We start from the raw sequence: 26,955 nt of genomic DNA, 5'->3' as shown, positions 1-26,955 counted from the left end.
GGGAATCGTAAGCGCCGCTTAGGAAATCGATTCAGTCGGCTTCGGCGCCCAGCGCGATCAGCCCGTTCCGCAACACGTCCGCGGCCTCTTCCTGCTTTCCGGTCTCCCCCAGCAGCTCGCTCAACGGCCGCAACGCCCGCACCAGCACGCCACGCGCCCCGAGCCCGGTGGCGAGCTCGACCGCCGCCCGCAGGTACTCCGCCGCGCCCCGGGCGTCCCCGCGCGCCCGCGCCAGCGAACCCAGCTGCAGCCGCAGTTCCGCCGCCAGCGCCGTGCCCGCGACGACGGCCGGGCGGACCTGGTCGAGCAGCGCGGCCGCCGTCTGCAGCCGGCCCGCCGCCAGGTACTCCGCCGCCAGCTCGACGGTGATCGCCGGGACGTCGTCCGGCCACGCCGTCTCGCGCGCCGCGCCGAGGTCGGCCAGCGCGCCCTCGACGTCGCCCGCGCGGCCGCGGACCCGGGCCCTGGCCAGCAGGCAGTGCGCCATCGCCGGGTGCAGGGCCCGTTCCTGCATCAGGTCGTAGGCCGCGGCGATCGACGCGGTCGCGTCGGCGAACCGGTCGGCCGCCAGGTGGCTGCGGCACACCTCGAGGTGGCTGCGGGTCAGCTCGGCCAGCACCGCCGGACCGCCCCTGGCGAGCCGCAGCGCCGCCTCGGCGTACTCCGCGGCCCGTTCCAGATCGCCTTGACGCAGGTGCCGCTCGGCCAGGCACGCCCGCAGCGTCAGCAGCATCGACGGCTGCGGGTACCCGTCGCGCAGCAGCTCGGCGTGGCAGGTTTCCAGCAGGTGCAGGGAATACTGCGCCTCGCCCCAGCCGGACAGCACCGCCGCGCGCAGCGGCACGACCATCGCCCGCACCGGCGGCGGCTCGCCCGACAACGTCGTTTCGGCCTCCGCGACGTACTTCGTGCGGACGTCGCCGGTCGAGTACCCGGCCAGCCACAGCAGCGCGATCCCCGCCTGCCGCGGCCGGTCCAGGCGTTCGGCCTGGCGCCGGATCCGCTGCATCCGCGGGATCGCGCGGCGGGCGTCGCCGGCCAGGAAGCGTTCCGCCGTCTCGATCAGCTCCAGGTCGAGCTCGATGAGCTCGCGCGGGGAACTGCCGCCGAGCAGCTCGTCCGGCTCGATGCCCAGCTGCTGGGCGAAGAACCGCAGCGCGTCGCCCGACGGCGTCCGCGCACCGGTCTCGACCGACGACACGTACGCCGCCGAGTACTGCGGTCCGGCCAGTTCGCGCTGCGTGAGCCCGCGCTCGGTGCGCAGCTCACGCAGGCGTTCGCCGACGCTCTCGCTCACTCGGGTCGCCCTTCCACCGGTTCAGGGTAGGCCGCGCGGCGGCGGGGGAGTCGCCCGCCGCCGCACGGTGAGGGATCAGCAGGCGCCGCTGTCGCTCCACACGGCCCACGAGCCGGGCGCGCCGGGCTCGGCACCGGTCGAGTACCACGTGGACGTCCACTTGTGACCGTTGTGGCCGACGACGTCGTTGGGCACGTACGCCTTCGCGGAGTCCCACTCGGCGAGGCCGTCGCAGCCGGTCGGCGGGGTGCCGGTGCCGACGGTCAGCGAGAACTGCGCGGTGTGGTCGGCGTCGGTGCCGTCGCCGGTGACCGTCACCTGGCTGGTGCCCTGCGGCGTGGTCGCCGAGGTGGTGATGGTCAGCGTCGCGGTGCCGCCGGACTGGACCCTCGCCGGGCTGATCGTCGCCTTCGCGCCGTCGGGCAGCCCGGTGGCCAGCAGCTGGACGGTCTGGGCGTTGCCCGAGGTGACCCGCGTGGTGATGGTCGTGGTCGCGGTCTGTCCGGGTTGGACGGACGCGGACGTCGGCGAGAGCGTCAGCGAGTAGTCGTTGCCGGCCGGCGGCTGGCCGCTGCAGGTCGGCTCGCCGCTGACGGCGGTGACGCTCACGGCGTCCCACGCGGCCTTGGTGGCGTTGAACTCCGTGCAGCTGCCGGGGAAGAGCGCGATCGCGGCTTCGAGCGTGGCCTTGCGGGCCGCGCGGTGGTTCCACGACGACGTCTTCTTCAGCAGTCCGTTGTAGAAGATCTTGCCCGCCTTCTGGATGCCGATGCCGGTGACACTGGAGCCGTTGCACGTCGGGCTGGCCGGCGAGGCGTTGCTGCCCTGGGAGAGCAGGTAGAACCAGTGGTTTTGCGGGCCCGCGGCGGCGTGCACCTCGGTGCTCGGGATGGACGCCGAGTAGCAGTTCGGGTCGCCCTCCTGCGACGGGTTGTACATGTAGCGGATCGGGCCGTTGCCGACCAGGTTGACGCCTTCGCCGACGGTGAAGTCCGGAGTGTCGACCGGGTTGTTGGCGTAGGCCTCGGTCAGCGCGCCGAAGATGTCGCCGGTGGACTCGTTGAGGCCGCCGTTCTCGTTGCCGGAGCCGGCGCCGCCGGGGGTGGTCTGGAAGATGGCGTGCCCGAACTCGTGGCCGACGACGTCCATCGGCGTCGCCTGGCGGCGGTTGTCCTGCGAGTGCCCGAAGTGGGTCGAGGAGCCATCCCAGTAGGCGTTGACGTCGTTGAGGCCGACGCTGGCGCGGAAGCCACCGCCGGCGCCGTCGATGCCGTTGCGGCCCAGCCAGTCGCCGAGCATCTTCCACTCGGTCTGGACGCTGTAGAGCGCGTCGACGCAGCCGGTCTCGAGGTCGGTGCCCGAGCCGTTGCCCCAGGTGTTGCTGCTCTTGGTGAAGATCGAGCCGCCTTCGCGGCCGCAGGCGATGCCGCGGCGGCCCGGGTCGGTCATCGAGTAGGAGCTGCCCGAGCCGGACGTGTCGATCGAGACGGTGCCGGCGTAGTAGGAGTTGCCGGTGCCGGCTTCGCGGACGTCGTCGCGGGTGTCGAGGACCTTGCCGGTGGCGCTGTCGACGAAGACGTGCAGCTTGGTCGGGTGGCTTTGGTTGTGGCCGGAGACGACGACCTCGTAGGCGAGCTTCGGGGCGTCCCCGGCGAGCACGACGAGCTTCGGTGCGGTGGTGCTGTCTACTGTGGACACCTTGGTCTGGGCGATGGCGGTGGCCTGCTCGGCGGTGAGCGTGGCCCGGGTCGGCACGGAGATGGGTGCGGTGTGCGCGGCTTCGGTACCGCGGACCCGGCCGGCCCCGTCGGCGACGACGACGGCGTCTCCGCCGACGACCGGCAGGCCGTGGTAGGTGCGCTGGTAGGAGGCGTAGTAGAGGCCGCCGCCACCGGGGGTGACACCGGTGCGGACGAACGTTTCGCCGGCCCCCTTGGCGAGCCGGTCGACGCCGCCCAGCGCGGCCTGGTCGGCGGCCCGGGCGGCGAGCGCCTCGGGCGGGGCGGCGGGTGCGGGAGCGGCGGCGGCCGGGATCGCCGGCACCGCTGCGAAGGTCAGGGCCAGGCCGGCGATCGCCGCCAGCCCTCGTGGGGATCTCATGGGGCACCTTTCCGGGGAACGCGGGAAGTGTGACCGGTGGAATAACTGCTGTTATTGCGCCGGACGCGTCCGAGTAAAGGTTCCGGTCGTGGGCTGGTCAATGGGCCGAACAGCCTAGCGAGGCGCCGGGAAGATCACGGCGTCGCGGACGAAACCGCAGGAAACGGCGGGGTTGGCGACTGGTCTGAACCAATTCACCAACTTTGGTAGGGAGTTTGCTTTGGTTCGGACCACTGAGCCCGGTGGTCCGGTGGATCAGCCCTCGGTGCCCGCCGCCGAGTCGAGGCCGCGCCGGTAGGCCTCGATGGCCTCGGTCAGATGACCACGTTGTCGGAGCACGTCACCGAGCCGCAGTGCCGTCGAAACCGCCGCCCCGTGCAGCGACGCCCCCGTCTGGATCTCCGCCGCCTCGCGCAACAGCCGGGTCGCCGTCTCGAGGTCCCCTGCGGCCTGCGCGATCTGCCCGCGCAACCCCGTCGCTTCCCCCAGTGCCTCCACATCGCGCGCCAGCAGCGGCCACACCTCCGAAACCAGCGCGGCCGCCTCCGCGGGCGCGCCCTGGCGAAGCCGGACCTCGGCCAGTTCGACCGTCGCCCCCGCGACGCCCTCCTCCGAACCGATCGCCGCCAGCTGGTCGCGCGCCGCCGTCAGCTCCGCGCGCGCCTCCTCCAGGCGGCCCAGCCGGCGCAGCAGGTACCCCCGGGCCCAGCGGCAGCGGGCCGCGTCGCGGTCGAACCCCACCGACGCGAACAACCGGCACGCCTCGATCAGATCCTGCTCGGCCCGGTCCGGCTGTCCGATCGCCTGCCACACCTGCGACGCCTGCCGGTGGAACCGCGCGACGAAGTCCGGCCGCGAAGCCGCCCGGACCAACCGGACACCGTCGTGCGCCGCGCGCTCGGCCCGGTGCAGCCCGCCCATCTCCATCAAGGGGTGGATCAACGCGCTGAGCAGGCACAACTCGGCGTCGGGGTCGAGGTCCGGGGAGGCGAGCGCCGCTTCGACGCGCGCGATCGCCGTGCCCGCGTCGCCGCTCAGGTACCGGCAGCCCGACCAGCGGTGCACGATCATCGCCCGCAGCCACGGCGGCGCCGCCTCTTCCAGCTCCGAAGCGTGCTCCAGCTCCTTCTGCGCGCCCGAGACGTCGAACAGCTGCCACTTCACCTCGGCTTGGCAGAACCGCGCGTAGCACTCGACGTCGTCGAGGCGGTAGCCCGCGGCCTGCCGCGCCACCGTCGCGAACCGCTCTTCCGCGAGGGCGACCCGGCCCTGTTCGAGGTCGCGGTACCCCTCGTCGAGCGCCGCGCGCAGCTCCTCGGCGATGCCGGGCGGGCGGCCGAACCGCAGCTCGTCGACGGTCAGCCCGAGCCGGCGCGCCAGGTAGGCCAGCATCTCCTCCGACGGCGGACGGCTGCCCGTCTCGACCTTCGCGAGGAAGCCCCGGTCGTAGCCCGGCTCGGCCAGCTCGCGCTGGGTCCACCCCCGGTCGGTGCGCAGCCGCCGGATCCGCGCGCCGAGCGGTTCGGTCATCTCCCCACGGTAGGTCATCGTTCGTGAAGCCGGGGAAACGGACATATTGACTCTCCGGCCGCGAGCAGGCTAGCGTTAAATAGGAAACTTTCCTAACAAAGTGGAGGCCGATCATGCGCCTGCTTCCCCTCGCGACGGCGGCCGCGCTCGCCGTGCCCCTCGCCGCCGCTCCGGCCGAAGCCGCGACCCCGGCCGAGGTGCGCGTCGACCAAGTCGGCTACGCGCTGGGCGAGGCGAAGCACGCGTACCTGCTCGGTGGCGCGCCGGGGAAGTTCAGCGTCGTCGACGAGCGCGGCCACACCGTCCGGGAAGGCCGCACCGGCGCGAGCCTCGGCGCCTGGAACCCGCGTTACCCGGCCGTGTACGACCTCGATTTGTCCACTCTGGACCGTCCGGGCACGTACCGCGTGCGGGCCGCCGGCGCGACGTCGCCGCCGTTCCGGATCGACACCGCGAGGCGCCTGTTCCGCCCGCTCGTGCGCGCGACGACCGAGTTCTTCCAGGCCCAGCGCGACGGCCACGACGTCATCCCCGGCCGTCTCGGCCGCAAGCCGTCGCACCTCGCGGACCAGAAGGCGACCGTGTACGCCGAGCCGAAGTTCGCCGGCGAAGGGGGCGACGAAATCGTCGAACCGCTGAAACCGCAGGGCGGCCCGGTCGACGTCGAGGGTGGCTGGGTCGACGCGGGCGACTTCGTCAAGTTCACGTCCAACACCGCGTATTCGCTCGCCGAACTGGGTTTCGTGCTGCGTGACGACCCCGATCCGGTGCTGGCGAAGGAAGTCCGGTTCGGGCTCGACTGGCTCGACAAGATGTGGGACGGCCGGACGAAGACCCTCTACGCCCAGGTCGGCATCGGCACCGGCAGCGAGGAGTTCGGCTTCCTCGGCGACCACGACGTCTGGCGCAACCCGCAGGACGACGACGCGCTGGACGTCAAGCCCGGCGACCCCGCGTACTTCGTCAAGTACCGCCCGGTGTTCCCGGCCGCCCCGGCGGGCGCGCCGCTGTCGCCGAACCTCGCCGGCCGCGTCGCCGCCGCGTTCGCCCTCGGCGCGCAGGTGCAGGCCCACCGCGACCCGAAGCTGGCCCGGCACTACCTGGCCGAAGCCGCCGCGGTGTTCGCCCAGGCCAAGACGACGGACGTCGGCGAGCTCGTCAGCGCGTTCCCGCACGCCTACTACCCGGAGTCGTCCTGGGCGGACGACCTGGAACTCGGTGCGACGCAGCTCGCGCTCGCGGCACGAGCCCTCGACGACCCCCGCGCGACCGGCTGGGCCCGTGACGCGGCGAAGTGGGCGAAGGCCTACATCGCCGGCGACGACACGAGCACGTTGAACCTCTACGACACCAGCGCGCTCGCGCACGCCGACCTCGCCGGGCTGCTGCGCACCCGCGTCCCCGGCGCCGCGCTCGGCGTCCGGGAGCTGGCCGCGGACCTGCGCCGTCAGCTGGACGCGGGTGTCGACCAGGCGAAGAAGAGTCCATTCCGGACCGCCGTCGACGTCACCGACTTCGACGCCGCCAGCAAGAGCTTCGGCTTCGCCGCCACCGCGCGGCTGTACCAGCGCGTCACCGGCGACACCCGGTACGCGGCCTTCGGCGCACAGCAACGGGACTTCACGCTCGGTGCGAACGCCTGGGGCGTGTCGCTCGTGGTCGGCGTGGGCACGACGTCGCCGCAGTGCCCGCACCACCAGGCCGCGAACCTCGCCGGACCTTCCAAAGTGCTGTACGGCGCGGTCGTCAACGGCCCCAACGGCGCGGGCAACTTCGCGGATCTGCCGTTCCCGGCCGGTGCGAAGGAATGCACCCGTCCGTATGAATCCCTCGACGGCCGGGGAAGCCGCTACGCCGACGACCTGAGTTCATGGCCCAGCAACGAGCCCGCCATCGACTTCACCTCTACCGCGCTGCTCGCATTCTCGCTGGCGGCGAGGCCGTAGCATGGGGAAGTGAGCGAACAGTCTGAATGGCCGGACGGCCAGTACCCCGAACGCCCGGTGGAGCGGCACAAGGGCCCGGTCGTGCTGCGCCGCGACCGCCGCGACCAGGGCAGCACCACCGACCAGCGGCTCCTGGACTCGCGCGGCCCGAGCGACTGGGTGCACACCGACCCGTGGCGCGTCCTGCGGATCCAGGCCGAGTTCGTCGAGGGCTTCGGCGCGCTCGCCGAGGTCCCGCGCGCGGTCACCGTGTTCGGCTCGGCGCGCACCAAGCGCGACAACCCGGAGTACGAGCTCGGCCGCAAGATCGGCGGCGCGCTGGCCAACGCCGGCTTCGCCGTGATGACCGGCGGCGGCCCGGGCGCGATGGAGGCGGTCAACCGCGGCGCGGCCGAGGCGGGCGGCTTCTCCGTCGGGCTCGGCATCGAGCTGCCGTTCGAGCAGGGCCTGAACCCGTGGGTCGACCTCGGCGTCAACTTCCGGTACTTCTTCGCCCGCAAGACGATGTTCATCAAGTATTCGCAGGCCTTCATCTGCCTGCCCGGCGGCTTCGGCACGCTCGACGAGCTGTTCGAGGCGCTGACGCTGGTGCAGACCAAGAAGGTCACGAAGTTCCCGGTCGTGCTGTTCGGCAGCGCCTACTGGGGCGGGTTGTACGACTGGATCAAGAACTCGGTCATGGCCGAGGGCAAGATCAGCCCGCACGACCTCGACCTGCTGCACGTCACCGACGACATCGACGACGCCGTCCGCGTGGTCCAGGAGTCCTACCAGGCCTGGGAGGACACCCACTGATGAGCCGGATCTGCGTGTTCTGCGGTTCGTCGATGGGGTTCTCCCCGCGCTACGCCGAGCAGGCGGCGGCGCTCGGCAAGCTCCTGGCCCAGCGCGGCATCGGCCTGGTGTACGGCGGGGCGAGCGTCGGCACGATGGGCGTGGTGGCGGACGCGGCGCTGGCGGCGGGCGGCGAGGTGATCGGCGTGATCCCGGAGGCGCTCTCGACCGTCGAGATCTCCCACGCCGGGCTGTCCGAGCTGCACGTCGTGAAGGACATGCACGAGCGCAAGGCCAAGATGGCGGCGCTGTCCGACGGTTTCCTGGCGCTCCCGGGCGGCGCGGGCACCCTCGAGGAGCTGTTCGAGGTCTGGACGTGGGCCCAGCTCGGCCTGCACGGCAAGCCGATCGGCCTGGTCGACGTCGACGGGTACTACGGGCCGCTGCTCGCGTTCGCCGACCACATGGTGGCGGAGGGGTTCGTCAAGGCGGACTACCGGAAGCTGCTGATGGCCGACGCCGACCCGGCGACGCTGTTGGACGCCTTCGAGACCTACGTCCCGCCGGCTCCGCCTAAGTGGGCGAAGGAGCCGCCGGGGATCTGACATCGGTGCTCGCCCGGACGAACGCGGCCACCGCCCGCGAGCGCGTCCGGTCGGGCCAGGCCAGCAGCACCGACGTCCGGGGCGCGTCGAGCACCGGCACGCACACGATGTCCGCGCGGGCGTGGCGGCGGGCCGACTCCGGGACCACCGCGACCACCTGGCCCAGCGCCACGAGCTGGAGCAACTGCCCCGCGTCCCGCACCTCGGGCCCCGGCGCGTCGCTGCCGGGCCACCGGGGGAACGGCTCGCCGTCGAGGTCGGCGAGCACCAGCGCCGACCGGCCGGCCAGGCGGTGGCCACGGGGGAGCATCGCCACCTGGTCCTGCTCCAGCAGCAGCTCGGTGTCGAACCCGACGCAGTCGTCGTGCGGGCCGTGCAGGAACGCGAGGTCGACGCGGCCGTCGCGCAGCATGCGGGACTGCTCGCCGACCCCGCACACGACGACTTCGACCTCGATCGCGTCCGGGTCGGCCCGATAACCGGGGAGGATCCGCGCGAGCAAACCGGCGTCGCCGTCGGGCTTCATCGCCACGAGCAGCTTCGGCACCTCCTGCCCGGCGCGCTGGGCCCGGCGCACCGCGGCGTCCACCGCGTCGAGCGCTTTGCGGCTCTCCACAAGGAAAACCGCGCCCGCGGGTGTCAGGCTCACACCGCGGCTCGTGCGGTTCAGCAGCGGCACGCCCATCCGGCGTTCGAGCTGCTGGATGGCGCGCGACAGCGGCGGCTGCGCCATGCCGAGGCGCTGCGCGGCGCGGCCGAAGTGCAGTTCCTCGGCGACGGCCACGAAATACGCGAGCTCCCGCGTCTCCATACCGCCAGAGTATCGGCCGATGCGGCATCGGTGTTGGCTCGCGCGGGCGGCCCGCTGGTGTGCTGGAGCCATGGACGAAATCACTTTGGTCACCGGCGCGAACAAGGGCATCGGCCGCGAGATCGCCGCGCAGCTCGCCGCCCTCGGGCACACCGTCGTCATCGGCGCCCGCGACGCGGAACTGGGCGAGAAGGCGGCCGCGGAGCTGGGCACGGATTCGGTGGTCCTCGACGTCACCGACCCCGCCTCGGTCGCGGCGGCGGCTGCTGCACTCGATGAGCGCTACGGCCGGCTCGACGTGCTGGTCAACAACGCCGCCGTCGCCCGCCCGCCGGGCACCGACCTGGCGCACCAGCGACCCAGCACGGCGGACCTGAACACGCTGCGCACGATCTTCGAGACGAACTTCTTCGGCGTCGTCACGGTCACGAACGCGCTGCTGCCGCTGCTGCGCCGGTCGGCCGCGCCGCGGATCGTCAACGTCTCCAGCAGCGGCGCGTCACTGACCCGGAACGCCGATCCCGCCGCCCAGCTGCCGATCTCGGCGGGCTACACCCCGTCGAAGACCGCGCTGACGTCGCTGACCCTGCAGTACGCCCGCGATCTGCGGGGCGAAGGGATCCTGGTCAACGCCGTCTGCCCGGGCTATTGCGCCACCGACCTGAACGGCCACGCCGGGTTCCGGACGCCGGCGCAGGGCGCGGTCGCGGCGGTCCGGATGGCGACGATCCCGCCGGAGGGCCCGACCGGCACCTTCGTCGACGACGAGGGCGCGGTGCCGTGGTGACTCAGGCGACGCCCTCGCTGGGCCGCTTGTGGTAGGTGTCCACGTACTCCTGCCCGGAGAGCTCCAAGATCGCGTACATGACCTCGTCGGTCACCGATCGGCGGATCGCCGGCGCGTAGTCCTGGCCCTCGTACCGCGAAAAGTCGAGGGGCTTGCCGAACGTGATGCCGATCTTGGCGAGCCGCGGGATCTTCGCGCCCTTGGGCTGGAGGCCTTCGGTGCCGGTCAGCGCGACCGGCACCACCTTCGCCCCGGTCGCCAGCGCCAGCGCCGCGACGCCCGTGTGGCCCCGGTGCAGCCGGCCGTCCAGGGAGCGCGTGCCCTCCGGGTAGATCGCGAAGACGCCGCCCGCGTCGAGGACCTTGCGGGCCGCCTCCAGCGCGGCCAGCCCGGCCTGGGCGTTGCCGCGCTCGACCGGGACGTAGCCGAGGCCGCCGAGGAAGCCCGCCAGCGCCTTGCCCTTGAGGCCCTTGCCGGCGAAGTACTCCGCCTTGCCGAGGAACTTGACCTGCCGCGGGGTCGCGAACGTGATCACGCCGGTGTCGAGCGCGGCGCGGTGGTTGGCGGCCAGCAACACCGGGCCGGTGAGCGGGACGTTCTCCACGCCGCGCACCTCGGGCCGGTACACCGCCCTGGCCAGCGGTCCCAGCACGAACCGGACAAGCAGCGCGATCAAGTGGTCCTCCTCCTCGGGTGCGGTGCCACCAGCATGGCACGATCGTTACTCGTGAGTTGGTTCGAGCGGCGTACGTGGCAGGAGCCCGGGTGGACGCCCGGGGACATCGTGACCGCGAAGGGTGACCGGACGGTTTCGGTCGTGCTACCGGCGCTGGACGAAGAGCGGACCGTGGGCGGCGTCGTCGCGTCGGTCCGCCCCCTCGTCGGGAGTGTCGTCGACGAACTGGTCGTCATGGATTCCGGTTCCACGGACGCCACCGTCGAAACGGCCGAGGCCGCCGGCGCGCGGGTGGTGCGCCGCGAGGACGTCCTGCCGGACCTGCCGCCGGTGCCCGGCAAGGGCGAGGTGCTGTGGCGCTCGCTGGCCGCGACCAGCGGCGACATCGTCGTGTTCCTCGACTCCGACCTCGTCGACCCGGACCCGGCGTTCGTGCCGTCGCTGCTCGGCCCGCTGGTCACCGAAAGCGGCGTCCACCTGGTCAAGGGCTTCTACCGCCGTCCGCTGCGACTGGAAAGCACCGGCGGCGGCCGCGTCACGGAGCTGCTGGCGCGGCCGGTGCTCTCGGCGCTGCGCCCGGCGCTCGGCGGGCTGGTCCAGCCGCTCGGCGGCGAGTACGCGGGCACCCGCGAGTTCCTCGAGTCGGTGCCGTTCGCGGCCGGGTACGGCGTCGAGATCGGGCTGCTGCTCGACGCCGAGGCCCGCTACGGCCTCGACGGGCTCGCGCAGGTCAACCTGGGCGTCCGCAAGCACCGGAACCGGTCGCTGCTGCAGCTGGGAGCGATGTCCCGGCAGATACTGGGCACGGCGCTGGCGCGCTGCGGCGTGCCGGCCGCGGACGCGCCGTTCACGCAGTTCGTGCAGGTCGACGAGGAGTGGCTGCCGGACGTCACGGACGTGCGGGTCGCGGACCGGCCGCCGATGCGGGAAGTGCTCGCCCGTCTTCGAGGGTGAGGACCTCGTCGAACCCGGCCAGGTGCTCGGGCCGGTGGGTGACGAGGACGACGCTGCCGCGCGCCTTCGCCAGAACGTTCGCGAGGACGGCGTCGCCGTGCGCGGGATCGAGGCCTTCGACCGGCTCGTCGAGGACCAGGACCTTCGGGGCCGCCAAGACGGCCCGGGCGAGGATCAGCCGCTGGCGTTGACCGCCGGAGAGCGCGTCGCCGTCCGGGCCGGTGTCACGGTCCAGAGCGAGGTCGAAGCCGGCGGTCGCGCAGGCTTCCGCCAGCTCGGCGTCGGTCGCGTCCGGCTTGGCGAGCAGGAGGTTTTCGCGGACGGTCGTGTGGAAGACGTGCGCGTCGGCTTCGGCGCCCGAGATGAGCGTGGGCAGGTCGGCGTAGTCGGTCAGCGGGTGGCCGTCGAGGAGCACCTGACCGTCCGTGGGGGTCTCGCTGCCGAGCAGGAGCCGCAGGAGGGTCGTCTTCCCGGCGCCGCTGGGGCCGAGGATCCCGACGCGCCTGCCGGGCGGCAGGTCGAGGTCGATGTGCTGCAACGCGGGGACACGCCCCGGGTACCGGACGCCTGCCCGGTCCAGCCGGAAGTGTCCACTTTGTACCTTCCGCGTGCCTCGGGCGGGCGCGGGCGTCTCCAGAACGGCCTTCACGCGGGCGGCCGACGCGCGGATCTCGGGCACGCGCCGGGCGGCGCCGATCAGCGGGAGGACGACCTCGAAGGTCGTCAAGGCGGCGAGGGTCAAGGCCGCGGTCCACGGCACGGAGGCGTGGCAGAGCAGCGCGACGGCCACGGTGGTGACCAGCTGGACCAGCGTCCCGGCGGCGGCCGCCGCGGCGACTTTGCACGAAACGGTCCGTTCGTTGCGCGCGAGCCGGTCGACGACCGCGGTCGCCCGGTCGCGGTGGTCGTCGAGCGCGCCGGCGGCGACGAGTTCCCGGTGCCCGGTGACGAGTTCGACCGCGCGTTCGGCGAGTTCGGCCCGCTTCGGAGCGTCTTCGCGAGCGGCCCGCCTGGTGATCCGGGCGACCAGCCACGGCAGCAGGACGCCGGCGACGAGCAGCCCGCCCGCCAGTGCCCCCGCCGCTCCGATCGACGCGGTGGCGGTGACCCCGACGGCGACCACCGCGACGAGCGCGGCGACACCCGCGGGCAGCAGCCACCGCAGGACGGCGTCCTGCAGTGCGTCCACATCGGACACGAGCCGGGTGACGAGGTCGCCGCCGGACAACCCCGAGCCGGGCACGAGGGCCTGGTAGACGCGGGTCCGGAGGGCGCCGAGCCACCGCAGGACGACTTCGTGCCCGGCGAGCCGTTCGGCGTACCGCAGACCGCCGCGCAGCAGGGCGAGGGTCCGGACGCCGACGATGGCGACGGTCAGGGCGCCGAGCGGGGGTCGCTCGGCGGCGCGCAGGAGCAGCCACGCGGCGGTGGCCATGAGCGCGAGGGCGGCGAGTTCGGCGCCAGCACCGAAAAGAGCGGCACGGAGAAGCCGCAGGACGTCCCTTGTGGACAGAGCCCAGATGCTCACGCCGCCACCTCCGCGCCCACGCGCCCGTCGCGCAGCTCGATCACCCGGTCGGCCAGCGAGAGCATCGCGGGCCGGTGCGCGACCAGTACCGCCGTCCGGCCGGGCAGCAGCCGCCGCGTCGCCGACAGCACCGCGGACTCCGTGCGGGAGTCGAGCCGGGCCGTGGGCTCGTCGAGCAGCACCAGCCCCGCCGAAGTCCGCGCCAGCGCCCGTGCCAAACCGACGCGCTGACGCTGGCCCGCCGACAGGACCTCGCCCAGCTCGCCGACCGGGGTGTCGAACCCGGCGGGCAACCCCGCGGCCACCGAGTCCAGCGCGGCCGCCCGTGCGGCGGCGGGAACGTCGGCCGCCGAGCCCAGGGAGATGTTCGACGCCAGGGATTCCCGGAACAACGTCGGCCGCTGCGGGACCCAGGCCACGTCGGCCAGCCAGTCCGAGGGGGACAAGGAACGCAGGTCGACGCCGTCCACGAGCACCCGGCCGGAAGAAGGCGGCACGAACCCCAGCAACACGGCCAGCACCGTGCTCTTCCCCGACCCGCTGGGCCCGGTCAGCGCCACCCGCGAACCGGACGGCAGCGAAAAGTCCACTTCGGACAAAGCGGGAACGCCGGCGTAGCGAACCGACACCCGCTCGAAGACGATCGAAGGCGCACCTCGTCGCCGGGTGACCACGGCCGTGCGCGAAGAGACCACCGGCACCGCGAGCGCCTCTCGCAACGCCGTCAGCCCTTCCGCCGCCGCGTGGAACTTCGCGCCCGCCGCCCGCAGCGGCAAGTACGCCTCCGGAGCCAGCACCAACACCAAGAGCGCCGTCCGGGCGTCGAGAGAACCCGAAAGCAGCCGGAACCCGATCGGCACCGCGACCAAGGCGACCGACATCGTCGCGACCAGTTCCAGCACCAGCGACGACAGGAACGCCACCCGCAGCGTCTTCAGCGTCGCGTCGGCGTGGGCGGCCGCCATCGAGCGGACCGTCGAAGCCTGCGCGGACGCCCGGCCGAAAACCCGAAGCGTGCCGAGCCCGCGCACGACGTCGAGGAAGTGCCCGCCCAGCTTCAGCAGCAACGACCACTGCCGCGAAGTCCGCGCGGCCGTGTGCTTCCCGACGAGGATCGCGAACACCGGGATCAGCGGCAGGGTCGCCGTCACGACCAGCGCCGACACCAGGTCCGTGGTGAACAGCCGCACCACCACGGCGATCGGCACCACCACCGAGACGACCAGCGACGGCAGGTACCCCGTCAGGTAGCTGTCCGTCGCGTCGACCCCCCGGGTGACCTGCGTCGCGACGACGCCGGCGCGCTCCGGTGACGAGCCGAGCAGCCGCCGCCGCAGCCCGCCGCGCACCGCGGCCGCGAACCGTCCACTGAGGACGCCGTGGCTCCACGTGAGCGCGACCCGGCCGAGCAAGGCCACGACGAGGAAGGAGGAGACCCCGCCGCCGGTGAGCAGCGTGGCCAGCCCTTCGGCTTGGAGCAGCACCGCGGCCGCGGTGAGCACCGCGAGCGCGGCGAGTACGGACAGGTACCGCCGGAGTCCGGGCAGAGCGGGCACGGGAACTCCTAGAAGTGCAGCAGCGAGCGCTGGTCGACGGGGTTCCGGTGCGCGCGCCAGGTCAGCCACTGCACGACGAGCAGCACCACCAACGCGGGCGCGGCGAACCAGCCCAGCACCCCGAAGGTCCCGGACGCCGTGGCCGCGTCGCCGACGGTCAGCGCGGTGCCCGAAGACACCAGGACGGTCGGGAACCGCAGCGTCCCGGCCAGCAGTGCCGGGCACGCCGCGAGCACCATCGACCCGACGAGCGCCACCCGGTACCGGCGGGTCCGCAACCCGAGCCAGACCCCGGCGAGAGCGGCGAAAGCCAGCGCGGCCACCCCCGCGCCCAGCGCCGTCACGCCGTCCAGCGCGAAGAACCCCCAGCCCGTCGCGACCACCAGGAACGCGGACACGGGCGGCAGGAACGCGCGCGCCAGCCGCACCGCGCGGCCGGTCAGCTCCGCGGGCGCCCGGACCGCGAGGAAAGCCGCGCCCTGCAAGCAGAACAGCGCGACGAACCCCAGCCCCCACAGCACGGCGTACGGGTTGAAGAACGCGAGCACGTCGGCGATCGGCGGCAGCCCGAGCACCAGGTTGCCGAGGAACAGGCCCCACGACAGCGCCGTCACCAGCGCGCCGCCGACGATGCCCGCCGTCCAGGCGCCGCGGCGCGCGTCCGGGCGGCGGCTGCGCAGCTGCATCGACGCCGTGAACGTGACCAGGCCGAGCAGCAGCGTCACGACCAGGACGTACGCCCCGCTGAAGACCCTGCCCTCCAGGTGCGGGAACGCGCCGAAGAGCAGGCCGACCGCGGCCACCAGCCACACCTCGTTGGCCAGGAAGAACGGCCCGAGCGCGCCGAGCGTCAGCCGCCGCTTCCGCTCGTCGGCCTCGAACGCGGGCAGCAGCATGCCGACGCCGTAGTCGTAGCCCGCCAGCGCGAAGTACCCGCAGGTCAGCAGGCCGAGCACGCACCACCAGAAGGTCACCATCGGTCAGACTCCGCTCAGGACGGGCAGTGCGGCGGGCTCTTCGACCGGGTCCGGGCCGCGCTTGGCGACGCGCGCCATGAGCACCCAGTCGGCGACCGCGAGCGCGGCGAACAGCACGGAAAAGGCGATGAAGGAGAACAGGATCTGGCCGGCGGGGACGCCCGCGATCGCGTCCGCGGTGCGCAGCTTCCCCCAGACCAGCCACGGCTGGCGGCCGAGTTCGCGGACCAGCCAGCCCATGATCGCCGCGACGAACGGCAGCGGGATCGCCGCGACCATCAGGTAGTGCAGGAACCGCGCCTTCGTGAGCCAGTTCCGGACCAGCAGCAGCGTGCCGAGCAGCGCGCAGGCGAACATCAGGAACCCGAGCCCGATCATGGCGCCCAGCGGCATCCCGACGACGTTCTCGTTCAGCTTGTCCGGCTGGTACATCTTCAGCCGGCCGAACTGCGCGAAACCCTGGTTGACCACGAAGATCGAGCCGACGAGCGCCGCGACGACACCGATCCGCATCGAGCGGCGGAAGAACTCGACCTCGGTGGTGCGCTTGAGGAAGTGCCACGCGCTGACACCGACGACGAAGAACCCGCCGGTCACCAGCGCGGCGCTGAGCACGTGCGGGAGGGACGCGACCAGCGCCGGGTTCGAGAACAGGGCGCCGAAGTCGTCGAGGTGCAGCACGCCGCCTTCGAGGCGGCTGCCGACGGGGTTCTGCAGGAACGAGTTGGCCAGCATGATGAACAGCGCCGACGCGTACGCGGTCAGCGTCACCAGCCAGATCAGCGCCAGGTGCAGCCCCTTGGGCAGGCGCCCGAAGCCGAAGATCCACAGCCCGAGGAACGTCGACTCGAGGAAGAACGCGACGAGCGTCTCGATGGCCAGCGGGGCACCGAAGACGTCGCCGGCGAAGGCCGACAGCCCGGTCCAGGTGAGCCCGAACTGGAACTCCATCACGATGCCGGTGACGATCCCCAGCGCGTAGTTGATGACGTAGAGGCGGCCCCAGAAGCGCGTCATCCGCAGCAGCTCGGGCTTGCCGCCGAGCGTCCAGCGCGTCTGCATCACGGCCACCAGCGTGACCAACCCCAGCGTGAGCAGCACGAATAAGAAGTGGAACGAAGTCGTCGTCGCGAACTGGAGTCTCGCGACCGGGAGAGCGTTCATGTAGCCAGGCTACACATAGACTGCCTACATGTAGCAAGGCGACGTGTAGACTGCGTACCCATGAAGGCGGACACCCTGCGCGGCCACCTCGACGCGCTGCTGCTGGCCGTGCTCGACGGCCGCAAGCTGCACGGCTACGCGATCATCGAGGCGCTCCAGCTGCGCAGCGACGGCGCGCTCGACCTGCCCACCGGCACCGTCTACCCGGCGCTGCGCCGGCTCGAGCGGGCCGGCTGGCTGGCCAGCGAATGGGACGTCGTGTCCGGCCGCAAGCGCCGGACCTACCGCCTCACCCGCTCCGGAGAACAGGCGCTGGCCGCCGAACGCGCCGAGTGGCGGGAGTTCACGAGCGTCATCGGGGGAGTGCTGGGGACATGATCGACGAGTACCTGGGGGACCTGGACCGCAGGCTGCATGGCTGCGGGCGGTTCAAGGCCGACCTGCTGGAAGAAGCCCGCGACGGGCTGCACGACGCCGCCGACGCCTACCGCGCGGGCGGCTGGAGCGACGAGGACGCCGAGCGCCGCGCGGTCGCCGACTTCGGCCCGGCGGCCGTCGTCGCCCGCGACTACCAGGCCGAGCTCGGCATGCTCAGCGGCGTCCGGACGCTGTGGAAGCTCGTGCTGGGCGTCCCGGCCATGCAGATCGCGTGGGACTACGCGCGGATCCTCACCTTCGGCGAGTGGACGAAGCTGTCGACGCCGACGCCGGAGTGGTACAAGTTCGTCGCGCACGCCGCCCACGGCGCGGTGTTCGTCGTGCCGGTGATCGGGCTGCTCGCGTTGCTCGGCATCCGCTGGCTGAGCCGCCGCCTGGACGGCACCGGGCTCGCCCGGTTCTGCGGCGTGCTGATCGCGATCGCCGTCGGCGTCAACCTCGCCTCGGTCGGGATGCTGATCGGCGCGACCGGCTTCGTCGACGTCTCGCGGCTGTTCCTGAGCGTCCCGTGCGTCCTGTTGATGGTCGCCTGGGTGCTGCTTTCCCTGCGGCTCGTCGTGCTCGCGAGACGATCCTGGGGTGGGTATGCCACGATCGTCGCGTGACGACCGCGCTGATCTACCTCGTAGTCATGCTGCTGGTGGCCGCCGTGGTGTTCCTGCTCGCCGCGGTCGTGTTCGGCCGGGGTGAGGAGCTCGCCCCGCTGCCCCCGGGCAGCTCGCCGACGCGGCTGCCCGCCGAGGACATCACCGGCGAGGACCTGACCGAGGTCCGCTTCCAGCTGGTGCTGCGCGGCTACAAGATGTCCGAAGTGGACTGGGTGATGCGCCGCGTCGGCGTCGAGCTGGACGAGCTGCGCGCCCGGGTCGCCGAGCTGGAGCAGCGCGAACGCGAGCGGGAGAGCTCGCCCGAAGGCGCCCAGTGACCGATCTGATCCTGTCGGTCGACGTCCGCGCGCCGGCCGGGACGACCTGGCTCGCGCTGACCGACTGGACCCGCCAGGGCGAGTGGATGCTCGGCACCGAGGTCGAGGTCGTCGAGGGCAACGGCCGCAGCGTCGGCTCGCGGCTCTCGGCGTTCACCGGGGTGGCCGGCATCGGGTTCACGGACACGATGGAGATCACCAGCTGGGAACCGCCGGTGCGCTGCGGCGTCCGCCACCTCGGCAGCGTCGTGCAGGGCACGGGCGTGTTCCAGGTGGTGCCGAAGGGCGCGACGCGCTCGACGTTCGTCTGGGCCGAGCACCTGCGGCTGCCGTTCGGGCCACTGGGCCGGCTCGGCTGGCCGGTGGTGCGGCCGGCGTTCGCGCTGGGGGTGCGCCAGTCGCTGCGGCGGTTCGCGCGGTTCGCGGAGAACTATTCGGTGGGTGGGGATGAGTGAGCTTCTCGGCGCCGACGGCGTCGCGCGGTGCAGCTGGGGCAATTCGACCCCGGACTACGTCGCATACCACGACGAAGAGTGGGGTGTTCCGCTCCACGGCCAGGACGAGCTGTACGAGCGGCTGTGCCTCGAGTCGTTCCAGTCGGGGCTGTCGTGGATCACGATCCTGCGCAAGCGGGAAGGCTTCCGGAAGGCGTTCAAGCAGTTCAAGCCCGCGAAGGTGGCGAAGTTCGGCGACGCCGATGTCGAGCGGCTGATGCAGGACGCGTCGATCGTGCGGAACCGGGCGAAGATCCTGGCGGCGATCAAGAACGCGCAGGCGATCGCTTCGCTGGACACACCGCTGGACGACCTGCTGTGGTCGTTCGCGCCCGCCTCGCACCGGCGTCCTCGCACCATGGCCGACGTCCCGGCGATCACCGACGAGTCCAAGGCGATGGCCAAGGAGCTGAAGAAGCGCGGGTTCGTCTTCCTCGGCCCGACCACGTGCTACGCGCTGATGCAGGCGACCGGCATGGTCGACGACCACGTCGAAGGCTGCTTCCGGGCCGCCTGACCCGGAAGCAGCACCTCGTCACTTGCCCTGGAAGTTCGGCTTGCGCTTGCCGACGAAGGCCTCGACGGCCTCGGTGTGGTCGGCGGTCGCGCCGAGCGCGGTCTGGGCGGCGTCTTCGGCGTCGAGGGCTTCCTCGAACGTCGACTGCGCGGCCAGGTTGAGCACGCCCTTGATCTTCGCGTAGGCCACCGTCGGCCCGTTCGCCAGCTTGGCCGCGACCTTCTGCGCGCGGGCCGGCAGCTCCTCGTCCGGCACGACCTCGCCGACCAGGCCGAGGCGCAGCGCCTCGGCGGAGTCCACGGTCCGGGCCAGCAGCATCAGCTCGGCGGCGCGGCCGTAGCCGACCAGCCGCTGCAGCGTCCACGACGCGCCCGAGTCCGGGCCGAGCCCGACGTTGGCGAAGGCCATCAGGAACGACGACGACTCGGCGGCGATCCGCAGGTCGCTGGCGTAGGCGAAGGCGGCGCCGGCACCGGCGGCCGTGCCGTTGATCGCCGCGATCACCGGCTTCTCCATCGACACGATCGCCTTGACGATCGGGTTGTAGTGCTCCTTCACCGTGTGTAGCGGCGCGGGGTCACCCGCCTGGAGCAGCCCCACGTGCTCCTTCAGATCCTGGCCGGCGCAGAACGCCTTGCCGGAACCGGTCAGCACCACCGCGCGGACTCCCTCGTCGTCCGCCGCCTCGCGCAGCGCCGCGAGCAGTGCTTCCTTCAGCTCGACGGTCAGCGAGTTGTACGCCTGCGGCCGGTTGAGCGTGAGGGTGCGCACCCCGTCGGCGTCGGCGGACAACAGGACGTCGGATGTGGTCACGTCTTCTCCTTGCGCGGAAACATCGGTCGTCCGACAGTCTTCCACCCCCATCCTTTCATCCCGTGCGAGCCGCATACCAGCACCGATACGGCGGCAAAAGATCGGTCCGCTGATGCGCCCGGCCGCTGATGAGGGACAATGGACACCAGACCCGGCTGGCTTTCACGCGAGCGCGACCCGGGCGCGCCGGTTGAGACGGAGGGAGCACGCTATGGCGGCCATGAAGCCCCGGACCGGAGATGGTCCCCTCGAAGTGACTAAGGAGGGGCGGGGCCTCGTGATGCGCGTACCGCTCGAGGGTGGTGGGCGACTCGTCGTCGAACTCTCCGCGGAAGAAGCGAAGGACCTCGGCGCCGCACTCGCGGAGGTCACCGGCTGAGCCGAGCCCCTCGAACCGTCCTTCCGTCGCACCCCGGTCTCCCTTCGGAGGCCGGGGTCGCGGTTCCTCTGCGCCCGAAGGTTGCTCACTGTGCGTAATCCGCTACCCCCCGTTCCGACCAACCTGCTCGAGATCGAGGTCGCGGGCGACCTCCGCCGCGGCGCCCCGACGGCCCGGCTGGTGACCGCGCCGGCCGACGACGTCGAGTCCGAGCCCTTGGAGATCGGCGGCGTCCGGATCACCGGCAAGGCGGGCGACGTGCAGACGGTCCCGGCCGACGGCCCCCGCTGGGTCGCGGGCCTGGGCGACGGCGAGCCGAAGCAGTACCGGAAGGCGGGCGCCGCGCTGGTCCGCGCGGTGAACGCGGCGTTGGCGGACGACGTCGAAAGCGGCGGCAAGGCGTTCCGCGCGGTGCAGCTGGAGCTGCCGGAGGAGGCGTCCGGCGAGCACGTCACCGAGCTGGCGCTGGGCCTGCTGCTCGGCGGCTACAAGTTCAAGGTGACGGGCTCCGATCCCGCGCCGTCCGTGCGAACGGTCCGGCTGGTGACGGCCGATCCGGGTGTCGGCGAGCTGGTGTCCCGCGCGTCGGTGCTGGCCGCGGCGACGGCACTGACCCGGGACTTGGCGAACACGCCGTCCAACGTGAAGACGCCGGCGTGGCTGGCGGACACGGCGGCCCGCGTGGCAGGCCCCCGCGTCGAGGTGGCGGTCCGCGACGAGAAGTGGCTGACGACGCAGGGCTTCGGGGGAGTCCTTGCGGTCGGCGGCGGTTCTTCGCGGCCGCCGCGGCTGATCGAGATGGCGTACAAGCCGTCGGGGGCGTCGCGGCACCTGCTGCTGGTCGGCAAGGGCATCACGTTCGACACGGGCGGCCTGTCGATCAAGCCCGCCGACGGAATGCACTTGATGCGCACGGACATGGCGGGCGGCGCGGCGGTGATCGCGGCGGTGCGCGCGATCGCCTCGCTGGAGCTGCCGATCCGAGTGACGGCGCTGGTGCCGTGCGCGGAGAACCACGTGTCCGGGGCGTCGTACCGCCCGGGCGACATCGTCCGGCACTACGGCGGCAAGACGACGGAGGTCGGCAACACGGACGCGGAGGGCCGCATGGTCCTGGCGGACGCGCTGGCGTACGGAATCCGCCGGTTCAGCCCGGACGTGGTGGTCGACGCGGCAACGTTGACGGGCGCGATGAAGGTGTCGCTGGGGCTGCGAACGGGCGGGTTGTTCGCTTCGGACACTTCATTGGCCGAGGCGGTGATCGCGGCGGGCGCGCGGGTCGGCGAGGCATGGTGGCGAATGCCGCTGGTGGAGGACTACGCGGAGAACGTCCGCGGCGAGTTCGGCGACGTCCGCCAGACCCCGGCGGGCCCGGGCAGCATCACGGCGGCGTTGTTCTTGAGGGAGTTCACGGAGGGGTTGCCGTGGGCGCACTTGGACATCGCGGGCCCGGCTCGATCGGAGAAGAACTACGACGACGTGGTGCCGGGGGCGACGGGCTTCGCGGCCCGGACGCTGGTGGAGCTGGCGGCTTCGCTGGGCTGACTTTGGCCGGCCCGGCGGTGGCCCCGGTGGCTCGACCTTCGGCAGCTGTTGCCAGCACGTGGTCGCGAAAGCCGGTGACCGCCGGGGTCATCAGCTCCTCGCCAGACCAGCCCGATCGTCCGGTAAGGCCGCGGTTCCAACGGAACCTCCGCATCCCCGGGTCAAACCTCGGCAGCCGCGCCACCCCAGCCCCGCCGCCGAACACGTGCTTGTTTCGCTGGGCTGACGGGGTTGTCCACAAGCCGGTCGGTCTGTGGACAACCCGCTGTTCCGGACCGGTCTTGTCGGTGGGGGCCGATAGACTGGAGCAGGGACGCCCCCCAGGGTTGGGCGGGGGCTGTCCGGCGGTGGCCCCGGTGGCTCAAACCCCCGGCAGCCGTCGTCAGCACGTGGTCGCGGAACCCCGCCACCGCCGGGGTCATCGGCTCCTCCACCCGCCACACCAGCACGATCGTCCGGTACGAGCGGCTCCAGCGGCACCTCTGGCACACCGACCGAAGCGCGGCTGTAGCCCTCACTCCCAGCCCCGCCGCCGCTGAGCGCGAGCGGAGTCGTGCAAGCTCCTCTTCGACAGATCCCAGCAGTCTGTGGCTTGGTAGGTCGGGCCAGGATGTGGTCGGTGAAGCCGGCGGCTCGTCCGCCAGCGCTGTGGCCGCTGAGGCGGCTCCGTGGCTCAACCCTCGGCAGCCGTCGCCAGCACGTGGTCGCGGAAGCCCGCCACCGCGGGGGTCATCGGCTCCTCCGCCCGCCACACCAGCCCGATCGTCCGGTAAGGCCGCGGCTCCAACGGCACCTCCGCCACCCCCGCCGGCGTGCCCGGCCCGAACCGCGGCAACAACGCCACCCCCAGCCCCGCCGCCACCAAGCCCCGCACCGTGTCCGACTCCTGGCCCTCGAACGCGATCCGCGGGGTGAAGCCCGCCGCCGCGCACAGTTCGTCCGTCAGCGTTCTCACCCCGTACCCCTGCTCCAGCAGCACGAACTCCTCCGACTCCAGCTCCGCCACCCGCACCGACCGCCGTCCCGCCAATCGGTGGCCCGCCGGGACCGACAGCAGGATCTCCTCGTCCACCAGGCCCGCGGAGGCCAGCGACGGCACCGACGGCAGCGGTGCCACCAGCGCCAGGTCCAGTTCGCCGTCCGCCAGCCGGTCGACCATCTCCTGCCGCGAGCCCTGGACCAGCGTGAACCGCACCCCCGGGAACCGCGCCCGGTACCCGCGCAGCAGCGAAGGCACCAGCGACCGCCCGAGCAGGTGCAGGAACCCGAGCACCACGTGCCCCGACTCCGGCGCCACCTCCTCGCGGGCCAGCCGGACGCCGCTCTCCACCGCCGCCAGGCCGCGTTCGGCCGCCTCGGCCAGCAGTTCCGCCGCGCGCGTGAGCCGGATGCCGCGGCCGTCCGGGACCGTCAGCGGCGCCCCCAGCGCGTCGGCCAGTGCCGCGAGCCGGCGGCTCACCGTCGGCTGCGGGACGCCCAGCAGTTCGGCCGCGCGTGTGACGTTCCTCGTCTCCCGCAGCGCGGCGAGCAGCGGCAGGTGCGGCGCCACCTGCGCCGACAGCGAGTCATACGTCACCGCATCGATTCTGCCAGCCGAGTGCATTAGACGTATTGGTTAGGCCTGCTTACTTTCGAAGCCGTGACTTCCACGCGCCGAGTCAAGACCGCCGTCGCCGCGGCCGGGATCTCCTCCTTCGCCCTCCTCTACGCGCCGCAGCCGGTGCTGCCCCAGCTCGCCGCGCAGTACCACCTCGACCCCGGTGGCGCGGCGCTCGCGATCAGCGTCGCGACCGGCGCGCTCGCCATCGCCGTCCTGCCGATCGCCGCGCTGTCGGAGGTCGTCGGCCGGCGGCCGGTGATCCTGACGTCGGTGATCGCGTCCGTCGTCTTCGGGCTGCTGCTGCCGCTGATGCCGACGTACCCGGCACTGCTCGTCCTTCGCGCCCTCCAGGGCGTCGCCATCGCCGGCTTCCCCGGGGTCGCGGCGGCGTACCTGGCCGAACGGCTCGGCCGGGCGGGCGTCGCGGCGGCCGTCGGCGCGATGATCGCGGGCAACACCATCGGCGGCATGCTCGGCAGGCTGGCCAGCGGGTTCACCGCGGGGCCGCTGGGCTGGCGCGGTGCGCTGTACGTCGTCGCGGGCGTGGGGGCGATCTGCTCGGCGATCACGGTCGTGACGCTGCCGCCGGGCACGCGTCCCCGCGGCGACGCGCAGCTGCGAGCGGTGGCGAAAGGCCTGGTCACGGCGTTGAGCAAGCCGGTGTTGCTCGCCCAGTACGCGGTGGCGCTGCTGGCGATGGGCTCGTTCGTCGCGCTCTACAACGCGGCCGGGTTCCGGCTGACCGGTGAGCCGCTGGACCTGTCGCCGGCGATCGCGTCCCTGGTGTTCCTGGCGTACGCGACGGGCTCGGTGTCGTCGGCGGCGGCCGGACGGCTGGTGGCCCGCGTCGGCCGCCGCCGCGCGCTGATCGGCGCGCTGCTGCTGACGGCGGCGGGCGCGGCGCTGACGTTGCCGGACTCGTTGCCGCTGGTGATCGCGGGTTTCCTGGTCCTGACGTGCGCGTTCTTCGCGGCGCACGCGGTCGCGAACGGCTGGGCGGCGGCCGACGCACCGGAGAACGCCCGCGGCCAGGTGGGCGGCATGTACACGGCGACGTACTACCTGGGCAGCAGCGTCGGCGGCGCGGCGGGAGCGTGGGTGTACGGGCACGCGGGCTGGCCATGGCTGATCGCGGTGGTGGCGGCGTGGCTCCTGCTGGCGGCGGCCGCGGTCGGCGCCGGTACGCGAGTCCGCGAAGAGCGACGCGAGCTGGTCAACGCCGTCTGAGCCACCCCAGCCCCACCAGACAGCCCCCACCACTCCCAGGGGGGCGTCCCCTTGGCCAGTCTATCGGCCCCCACGGACAAAAATGCCCGCCGAAGCCCAGTTGTCCACAGCCGAGGCGACTTGTGGACAACAGCTCAAACAGCCGCCGCGACCAGCAGTCCGCCGCCCACCGGCAGCAGCGCCGGGACCAGCCGTTCGTCCTCCCGGAACGCCCGCGCCACCTCGCGCAACGCCAGCGTCTCCGGATCCCGGTGCGACGGGTCGATCACCCGCCCGCCGGCCAGCACGTTGTGGAACGCGATGATCCCGCCCCGCCGCAACAGCGAGACCCCCAGCTCGTAGCACCCCGGGTACTCGATGTGCGCGGAATCGACGAACACCAGGTCGTACCCGCCCGGCGTAAGCCGCTGCAGCACGTCCAGCGCGCGGCCGATGATCAGCCGCGTCCTCCCCGGGGCGTAGCCGGCCTCGCGGAACGTCGCGCGCGCCGCGCGCTGGTACTCCGGCTCGACGTCGATCGAGGTCAGGATGCCGTCGGGGGCCATGCCGCGCAGCAGGCTCAGCCCGCTCACCCCGGCGCCCGTGCCGACCTCGACGACCGCCTTCGCGCACAGCGTCGCGGCCAAGAACCGCAAGGTCGCGCCCGCACCCGCGCTGAGCGGGGTGCAGCCCAGGTCCTCGGCCCGCGCCCGGGCCGTGGCCAGCACCTCGTCGTCGGGCAGGTACCCGTCGACGAACCCGGAATCGGCCGGTACGGCCGCAGGGGTGGGCGTGTTCACGCACGGAGGTTAGCGTTGGTTGTCGATAAATCCGCGCAGGCTCCCTGGTAAGCACCCGGCGAGAAGTTCTCAGCCTGCTCTCAGTCCAGTCTCACTAGAACCATAAGGAGTCCGGACAGACTCAGTGAGGAACACGGGAACACCGTGCCGACGACCCGCGTTGGGTGGAGCAGACAGGAGAAACACAGATGGAGGTGCCTGCTCCCGCGATGCAGAACGCCGTTGCCGATGACGCCGTCGCGGCTCAGCCCGTGTCCCTGGACGAGGCGGTCTGGACGCCGCCGTCCTGGGACGAGGTCGTCCGCGAGCACAGCGACCGGGTCTACCGGCTCGCCTACCGCCTGACCGGCAACACGCACGACGCCGAAGACCTCACCCAGGAGACCTTCATCCGGGTCTTCCGGTCGCTGGCGTCCTACAAGCCCGGCACCTTCGAGGGCTGGCTGCACCGGATCACCACCAACCTGTTCCTCGACATGGCCCGCCGCCGCTCGCGCGTGCGGATGGAAGGCTTGCCGGAGGACACCGACCGCATCGTGGGCGACGACCCGAGCCCCGAGCAGGTCTTCTCCGACACGCACCTGGACCCGGACCTGCAGGCGGCGCTCGACGAGCTGCCCCCGGAGTTCCGCGCCGCCGTGGTGCTGTGCGACGTCGAGGGCCTGTCGTACGAGGAGATCGGCGCGACGCTCGGCGTCAAGCTCGGCACCGTCCGCAGCCGGATCCACCGCGGGCGCCAGGCGCTGCGGGCGTCGCTCGAGCGCCGGCGCGCTTACGCACCGGAGTCTGCGAAGGTGTCGGTATGACCGCACCGCGAGGCTGGGGACTCCCCGAGTCGCACCTGATGCCGGACGCCGTGGTGGCGTTCGTCGACGGGGAGCTTTCGCACGGCGCCCGCGACCGCGCGGCGTCGCACATCACGCGCTGCGCGGCGTGCGCCGCCGAGGTGCGCGCCCAGCGTCAGACGGTGGAGGCGATCCGCCGCGCGTCGGCGCCGTCGATGTCGGCGGGGTTCCTGGCCAGCCTGCAGTCGATTCCGCAGCACACGGAGCTGCCGAGCACCCCGGACAACCTGGCGATCACGGCCGACGGCCAGCTCGTCGCGGTCCAGCGCCCGGACCGGGTGGCGGGGCTGCGCGACACGGGCGTGCTGGGTGGTGTCGCGCCGTTGGGATCAACGGCGCCGCTGGGCCAGTCGCCGAACGTGGTGGGCGGGTTCAAGCGCCGCGCCGCGCAGGGGGCCGGCGTCGTCGTGTCGGGCCTGGTGCTGAGCGCGCTGGCCCTGGTCGGGACGACGGCCGACAGCGGTGACGGCGCACCGGAGACCGGCGGAGGGGCGCCGCAGCAGGCGAACCTGCTGCCGGCCCAGATGGCGGTTCCGCAACAGCAGGTGGCGCCGCCGCCGTCGACCCCGGTGAGCACAACGCCGGCCGCGGTGCCGGCGGGGATTCGCTGAGACTTGTTTCCACGAAGGCCGTCATGAGGGATTCCTCGTGGCGGCCTTCGGCATGCATGGGGGCGGACCTCGAAGCC

At 72.5% G+C, this 26,955-nt stretch carries 27 protein-coding genes; 15 read left to right on the top strand and 12 right to left on the bottom strand.

Annotated elements, in window-relative coordinates:
- Positions 1–31: 31 nt before the first annotated feature.
- The 3 genes from AB0J40_RS31345 to AB0J40_RS31335 all read right to left on the bottom strand — a co-directional run bounded on the left by AB0J40_RS31345 (position 32) and on the right by AB0J40_RS31335 (position 4,927).
- Complete coding sequence (locus AB0J40_RS31345) at positions 32–1,297, bottom strand: helix-turn-helix transcriptional regulator (protein WP_364460002.1); 1,266 nt, start codon at positions 1,295–1,297, stop codon at positions 32–34.
- A gap of 75 nt (positions 1,298–1,372) precedes the next feature.
- Positions 1,373–3,397, bottom strand: a complete 2,025-nt coding sequence (locus tag AB0J40_RS31340) for a M4 family metallopeptidase (RefSeq protein ID WP_364459999.1) — start codon at positions 3,395–3,397, stop codon at positions 1,373–1,375.
- Positions 3,398–3,652: 255 nt separating this feature from the next.
- On the bottom strand, positions 3,653–4,927 hold the full coding sequence (locus AB0J40_RS31335) for a helix-turn-helix domain-containing protein (RefSeq protein WP_364459996.1): 1,275 nt from the start codon (positions 4,925–4,927) through the stop codon (positions 3,653–3,655).
- A 113-nt stretch (positions 4,928–5,040) separates the two neighbouring features.
- On the opposite strand from AB0J40_RS31335, the gene AB0J40_RS31330 reads away from it, so the two are divergent.
- Genes AB0J40_RS31330 through AB0J40_RS31320 form a run of 3 tightly spaced genes read left to right on the top strand, consistent with a single transcriptional unit; the run spans position 5,041 to position 8,252 of the window.
- A complete protein-coding gene (locus AB0J40_RS31330) occupies positions 5,041–6,873 on the top strand; it encodes a glycoside hydrolase family 9 protein (RefSeq protein WP_364459993.1) in 1,833 nt (610 codons plus the stop codon).
- Between the two features lie 9 nt (positions 6,874–6,882).
- Positions 6,883–7,668, top strand: coding sequence for a TIGR00730 family Rossman fold protein (locus AB0J40_RS31325; protein ID WP_160698159.1), 786 nt, complete (start codon positions 6,883–6,885; stop codon positions 7,666–7,668).
- Positions 7,668–8,252: a TIGR00730 family Rossman fold protein gene (locus tag AB0J40_RS31320; protein WP_364459990.1), complete on the top strand. Its 585-nt coding sequence runs from the start codon at positions 7,668–7,670 to the stop codon at positions 8,250–8,252. The genes AB0J40_RS31325 and AB0J40_RS31320 overlap by 1 nt, the downstream gene beginning before the upstream one ends.
- Here AB0J40_RS31320 and AB0J40_RS31315 read toward each other — a convergent pair.
- On the bottom strand, positions 8,221–9,063 hold the full coding sequence (locus tag AB0J40_RS31315; protein WP_364459987.1) for a LysR family transcriptional regulator: 843 nt from the start codon (positions 9,061–9,063) through the stop codon (positions 8,221–8,223). The two genes, AB0J40_RS31320 and AB0J40_RS31315, sit on opposite strands and share 32 nt — an antisense overlap.
- A gap of 70 nt (positions 9,064–9,133) precedes the next feature.
- Here AB0J40_RS31315 and AB0J40_RS31310 point away from each other — a divergent pair, with 70 nt between their 5' ends.
- Positions 9,134–9,850, top strand: coding sequence for an SDR family oxidoreductase (locus tag AB0J40_RS31310; protein ID WP_364459984.1), 717 nt, complete (start codon positions 9,134–9,136; stop codon positions 9,848–9,850).
- A gap of 1 nt (position 9,851) precedes the next feature.
- Here the strand turns inward: AB0J40_RS31310 and AB0J40_RS31305 are convergent, their stop codons facing one another.
- Positions 9,852–10,526 (bottom strand): lysophospholipid acyltransferase family protein, encoded by a 675-nt coding sequence (locus AB0J40_RS31305; protein ID WP_364459981.1) that lies wholly within the window; start codon positions 10,524–10,526, stop codon positions 9,852–9,854.
- 51 nt (positions 10,527–10,577) lie between these two features.
- On the opposite strand from AB0J40_RS31305, the gene AB0J40_RS31300 reads away from it, so the two are divergent.
- Positions 10,578–11,480 (top strand): glucosyl-3-phosphoglycerate synthase, encoded by a 903-nt coding sequence (locus AB0J40_RS31300; protein ID WP_364459980.1) that lies wholly within the window; start codon positions 10,578–10,580, stop codon positions 11,478–11,480.
- Here AB0J40_RS31300 and cydC read toward each other — a convergent pair.
- The 4 genes from cydC to AB0J40_RS31280 are packed head-to-tail and all read right to left on the bottom strand — an operon-like array spanning position 11,416 to position 16,705.
- Positions 11,416–13,008 carry a thiol reductant ABC exporter subunit CydC gene (cydC, locus tag AB0J40_RS31295; protein WP_364459977.1) on the bottom strand — a complete coding sequence of 531 codons (1,593 nt, stop codon included), beginning with the start codon at positions 13,006–13,008 and terminating at the stop codon, positions 11,416–11,418. The genes AB0J40_RS31300 and cydC overlap by 65 nt on opposite strands.
- A complete protein-coding gene (gene cydD / locus AB0J40_RS31290; RefSeq protein ID WP_364459974.1) occupies positions 13,005–14,564 on the bottom strand; it encodes a thiol reductant ABC exporter subunit CydD in 1,560 nt (519 codons plus the stop codon). Before cydD ends, cydC begins: the two co-directional genes overlap by 4 nt.
- Before the next feature lie 8 nt (positions 14,565–14,572).
- On the bottom strand, positions 14,573–15,541 hold the full coding sequence (locus AB0J40_RS31285) for a cytochrome d ubiquinol oxidase subunit II (protein WP_364459971.1): 969 nt from the start codon (positions 15,539–15,541) through the stop codon (positions 14,573–14,575).
- 3 nt (positions 15,542–15,544) lie between these two features.
- On the bottom strand, positions 15,545–16,705 hold the full coding sequence (locus tag AB0J40_RS31280; protein ID WP_364459968.1) for a cytochrome ubiquinol oxidase subunit I: 1,161 nt from the start codon (positions 16,703–16,705) through the stop codon (positions 15,545–15,547).
- Positions 16,706–16,765: 60 nt separating this feature from the next.
- Here AB0J40_RS31280 and AB0J40_RS31275 point away from each other — a divergent pair, with 60 nt between their 5' ends.
- The 5 genes from AB0J40_RS31275 to AB0J40_RS31255 are packed head-to-tail and all read left to right on the top strand — an operon-like array spanning position 16,766 to position 19,079.
- Positions 16,766–17,083, top strand: coding sequence for a helix-turn-helix transcriptional regulator (locus tag AB0J40_RS31275; RefSeq protein ID WP_364459965.1), 318 nt, complete (start codon positions 16,766–16,768; stop codon positions 17,081–17,083).
- Positions 17,080–17,748 carry a permease prefix domain 1-containing protein gene (locus tag AB0J40_RS31270; protein WP_364459962.1) on the top strand — a complete coding sequence of 223 codons (669 nt, stop codon included), beginning with the start codon at positions 17,080–17,082 and terminating at the stop codon, positions 17,746–17,748. The genes AB0J40_RS31275 and AB0J40_RS31270 overlap by 4 nt, the downstream gene beginning before the upstream one ends.
- Complete coding sequence (locus tag AB0J40_RS31265) at positions 17,745–18,068, top strand: DivIVA domain-containing protein (RefSeq protein WP_364459959.1); 324 nt, start codon at positions 17,745–17,747, stop codon at positions 18,066–18,068. The genes AB0J40_RS31270 and AB0J40_RS31265 overlap by 4 nt, the downstream gene beginning before the upstream one ends.
- On the top strand, positions 18,065–18,523 hold the full coding sequence (locus AB0J40_RS31260; protein ID WP_364459956.1) for an SRPBCC family protein: 459 nt from the start codon (positions 18,065–18,067) through the stop codon (positions 18,521–18,523). Before AB0J40_RS31265 ends, AB0J40_RS31260 begins: the two co-directional genes overlap by 4 nt.
- Positions 18,516–19,079, top strand: a complete 564-nt coding sequence (locus AB0J40_RS31255) for a DNA-3-methyladenine glycosylase I (protein WP_364459953.1) — start codon at positions 18,516–18,518, stop codon at positions 19,077–19,079. The genes AB0J40_RS31260 and AB0J40_RS31255 overlap by 8 nt, the downstream gene beginning before the upstream one ends.
- A gap of 18 nt (positions 19,080–19,097) precedes the next feature.
- Here AB0J40_RS31255 and AB0J40_RS31250 read toward each other — a convergent pair whose 3' ends face one another.
- Positions 19,098–19,892 (bottom strand): enoyl-CoA hydratase-related protein, encoded by a 795-nt coding sequence (locus AB0J40_RS31250; RefSeq protein ID WP_364459950.1) that lies wholly within the window; start codon positions 19,890–19,892, stop codon positions 19,098–19,100.
- Positions 19,893–20,103: 211 nt separating this feature from the next.
- On the opposite strand from AB0J40_RS31250, the gene AB0J40_RS31245 reads away from it, so the two are divergent.
- Together AB0J40_RS31245 and AB0J40_RS31240 are read left to right on the top strand one after the other, a co-directional pair.
- Positions 20,104–20,271 carry a DUF3117 domain-containing protein gene (locus tag AB0J40_RS31245; RefSeq protein WP_013222969.1) on the top strand — a complete coding sequence of 56 codons (168 nt, stop codon included), beginning with the start codon at positions 20,104–20,106 and terminating at the stop codon, positions 20,269–20,271.
- Positions 20,272–20,361: 90 nt separating this feature from the next.
- A complete protein-coding gene (locus AB0J40_RS31240; protein ID WP_364459947.1) occupies positions 20,362–21,816 on the top strand; it encodes a leucyl aminopeptidase family protein in 1,455 nt (484 codons plus the stop codon).
- Between the two features lie 673 nt (positions 21,817–22,489).
- Here AB0J40_RS31240 and AB0J40_RS31235 read toward each other — a convergent pair.
- Complete coding sequence (locus tag AB0J40_RS31235) at positions 22,490–23,392, bottom strand: LysR family transcriptional regulator (protein ID WP_364459944.1); 903 nt, start codon at positions 23,390–23,392, stop codon at positions 22,490–22,492.
- 63 nt (positions 23,393–23,455) lie between these two features.
- On the opposite strand from AB0J40_RS31235, the gene AB0J40_RS31230 reads away from it, so the two are divergent.
- Entirely contained in the window at positions 23,456–24,643 is a 1,188-nt protein-coding gene (locus AB0J40_RS31230) for an MFS transporter (RefSeq protein ID WP_364459941.1), read from the top strand.
- Between the two features lie 134 nt (positions 24,644–24,777).
- Here AB0J40_RS31230 and AB0J40_RS31225 read toward each other — a convergent pair whose 3' ends face one another.
- Positions 24,778–25,422, bottom strand: coding sequence for an O-methyltransferase (locus AB0J40_RS31225; protein WP_364459938.1), 645 nt, complete (start codon positions 25,420–25,422; stop codon positions 24,778–24,780).
- 188 nt (positions 25,423–25,610) lie between these two features.
- On the opposite strand from AB0J40_RS31225, the gene sigE reads away from it, so the two are divergent.
- Both sigE and AB0J40_RS31215 read left to right on the top strand, forming a co-directional pair.
- Positions 25,611–26,228, top strand: coding sequence for an RNA polymerase sigma factor SigE (gene sigE, locus AB0J40_RS31220; protein ID WP_364459935.1), 618 nt, complete (start codon positions 25,611–25,613; stop codon positions 26,226–26,228).
- A complete protein-coding gene (locus AB0J40_RS31215; protein ID WP_364459932.1) occupies positions 26,225–26,878 on the top strand; it encodes a hypothetical protein in 654 nt (217 codons plus the stop codon). Before sigE ends, AB0J40_RS31215 begins: the two co-directional genes overlap by 4 nt.
- Positions 26,879–26,955 lie beyond the last annotated feature (77 nt).

It is taken from the genome of Amycolatopsis sp. NPDC049691, assembly GCF_040675005.1.
Lineage (GTDB): Bacteria > Actinomycetota > Actinomycetes > Mycobacteriales > Pseudonocardiaceae > Amycolatopsis.
The sequence above is the reverse complement of the archived record's forward strand: the minus strand, read 5'-3'. Positions and strand labels throughout refer to the sequence as shown.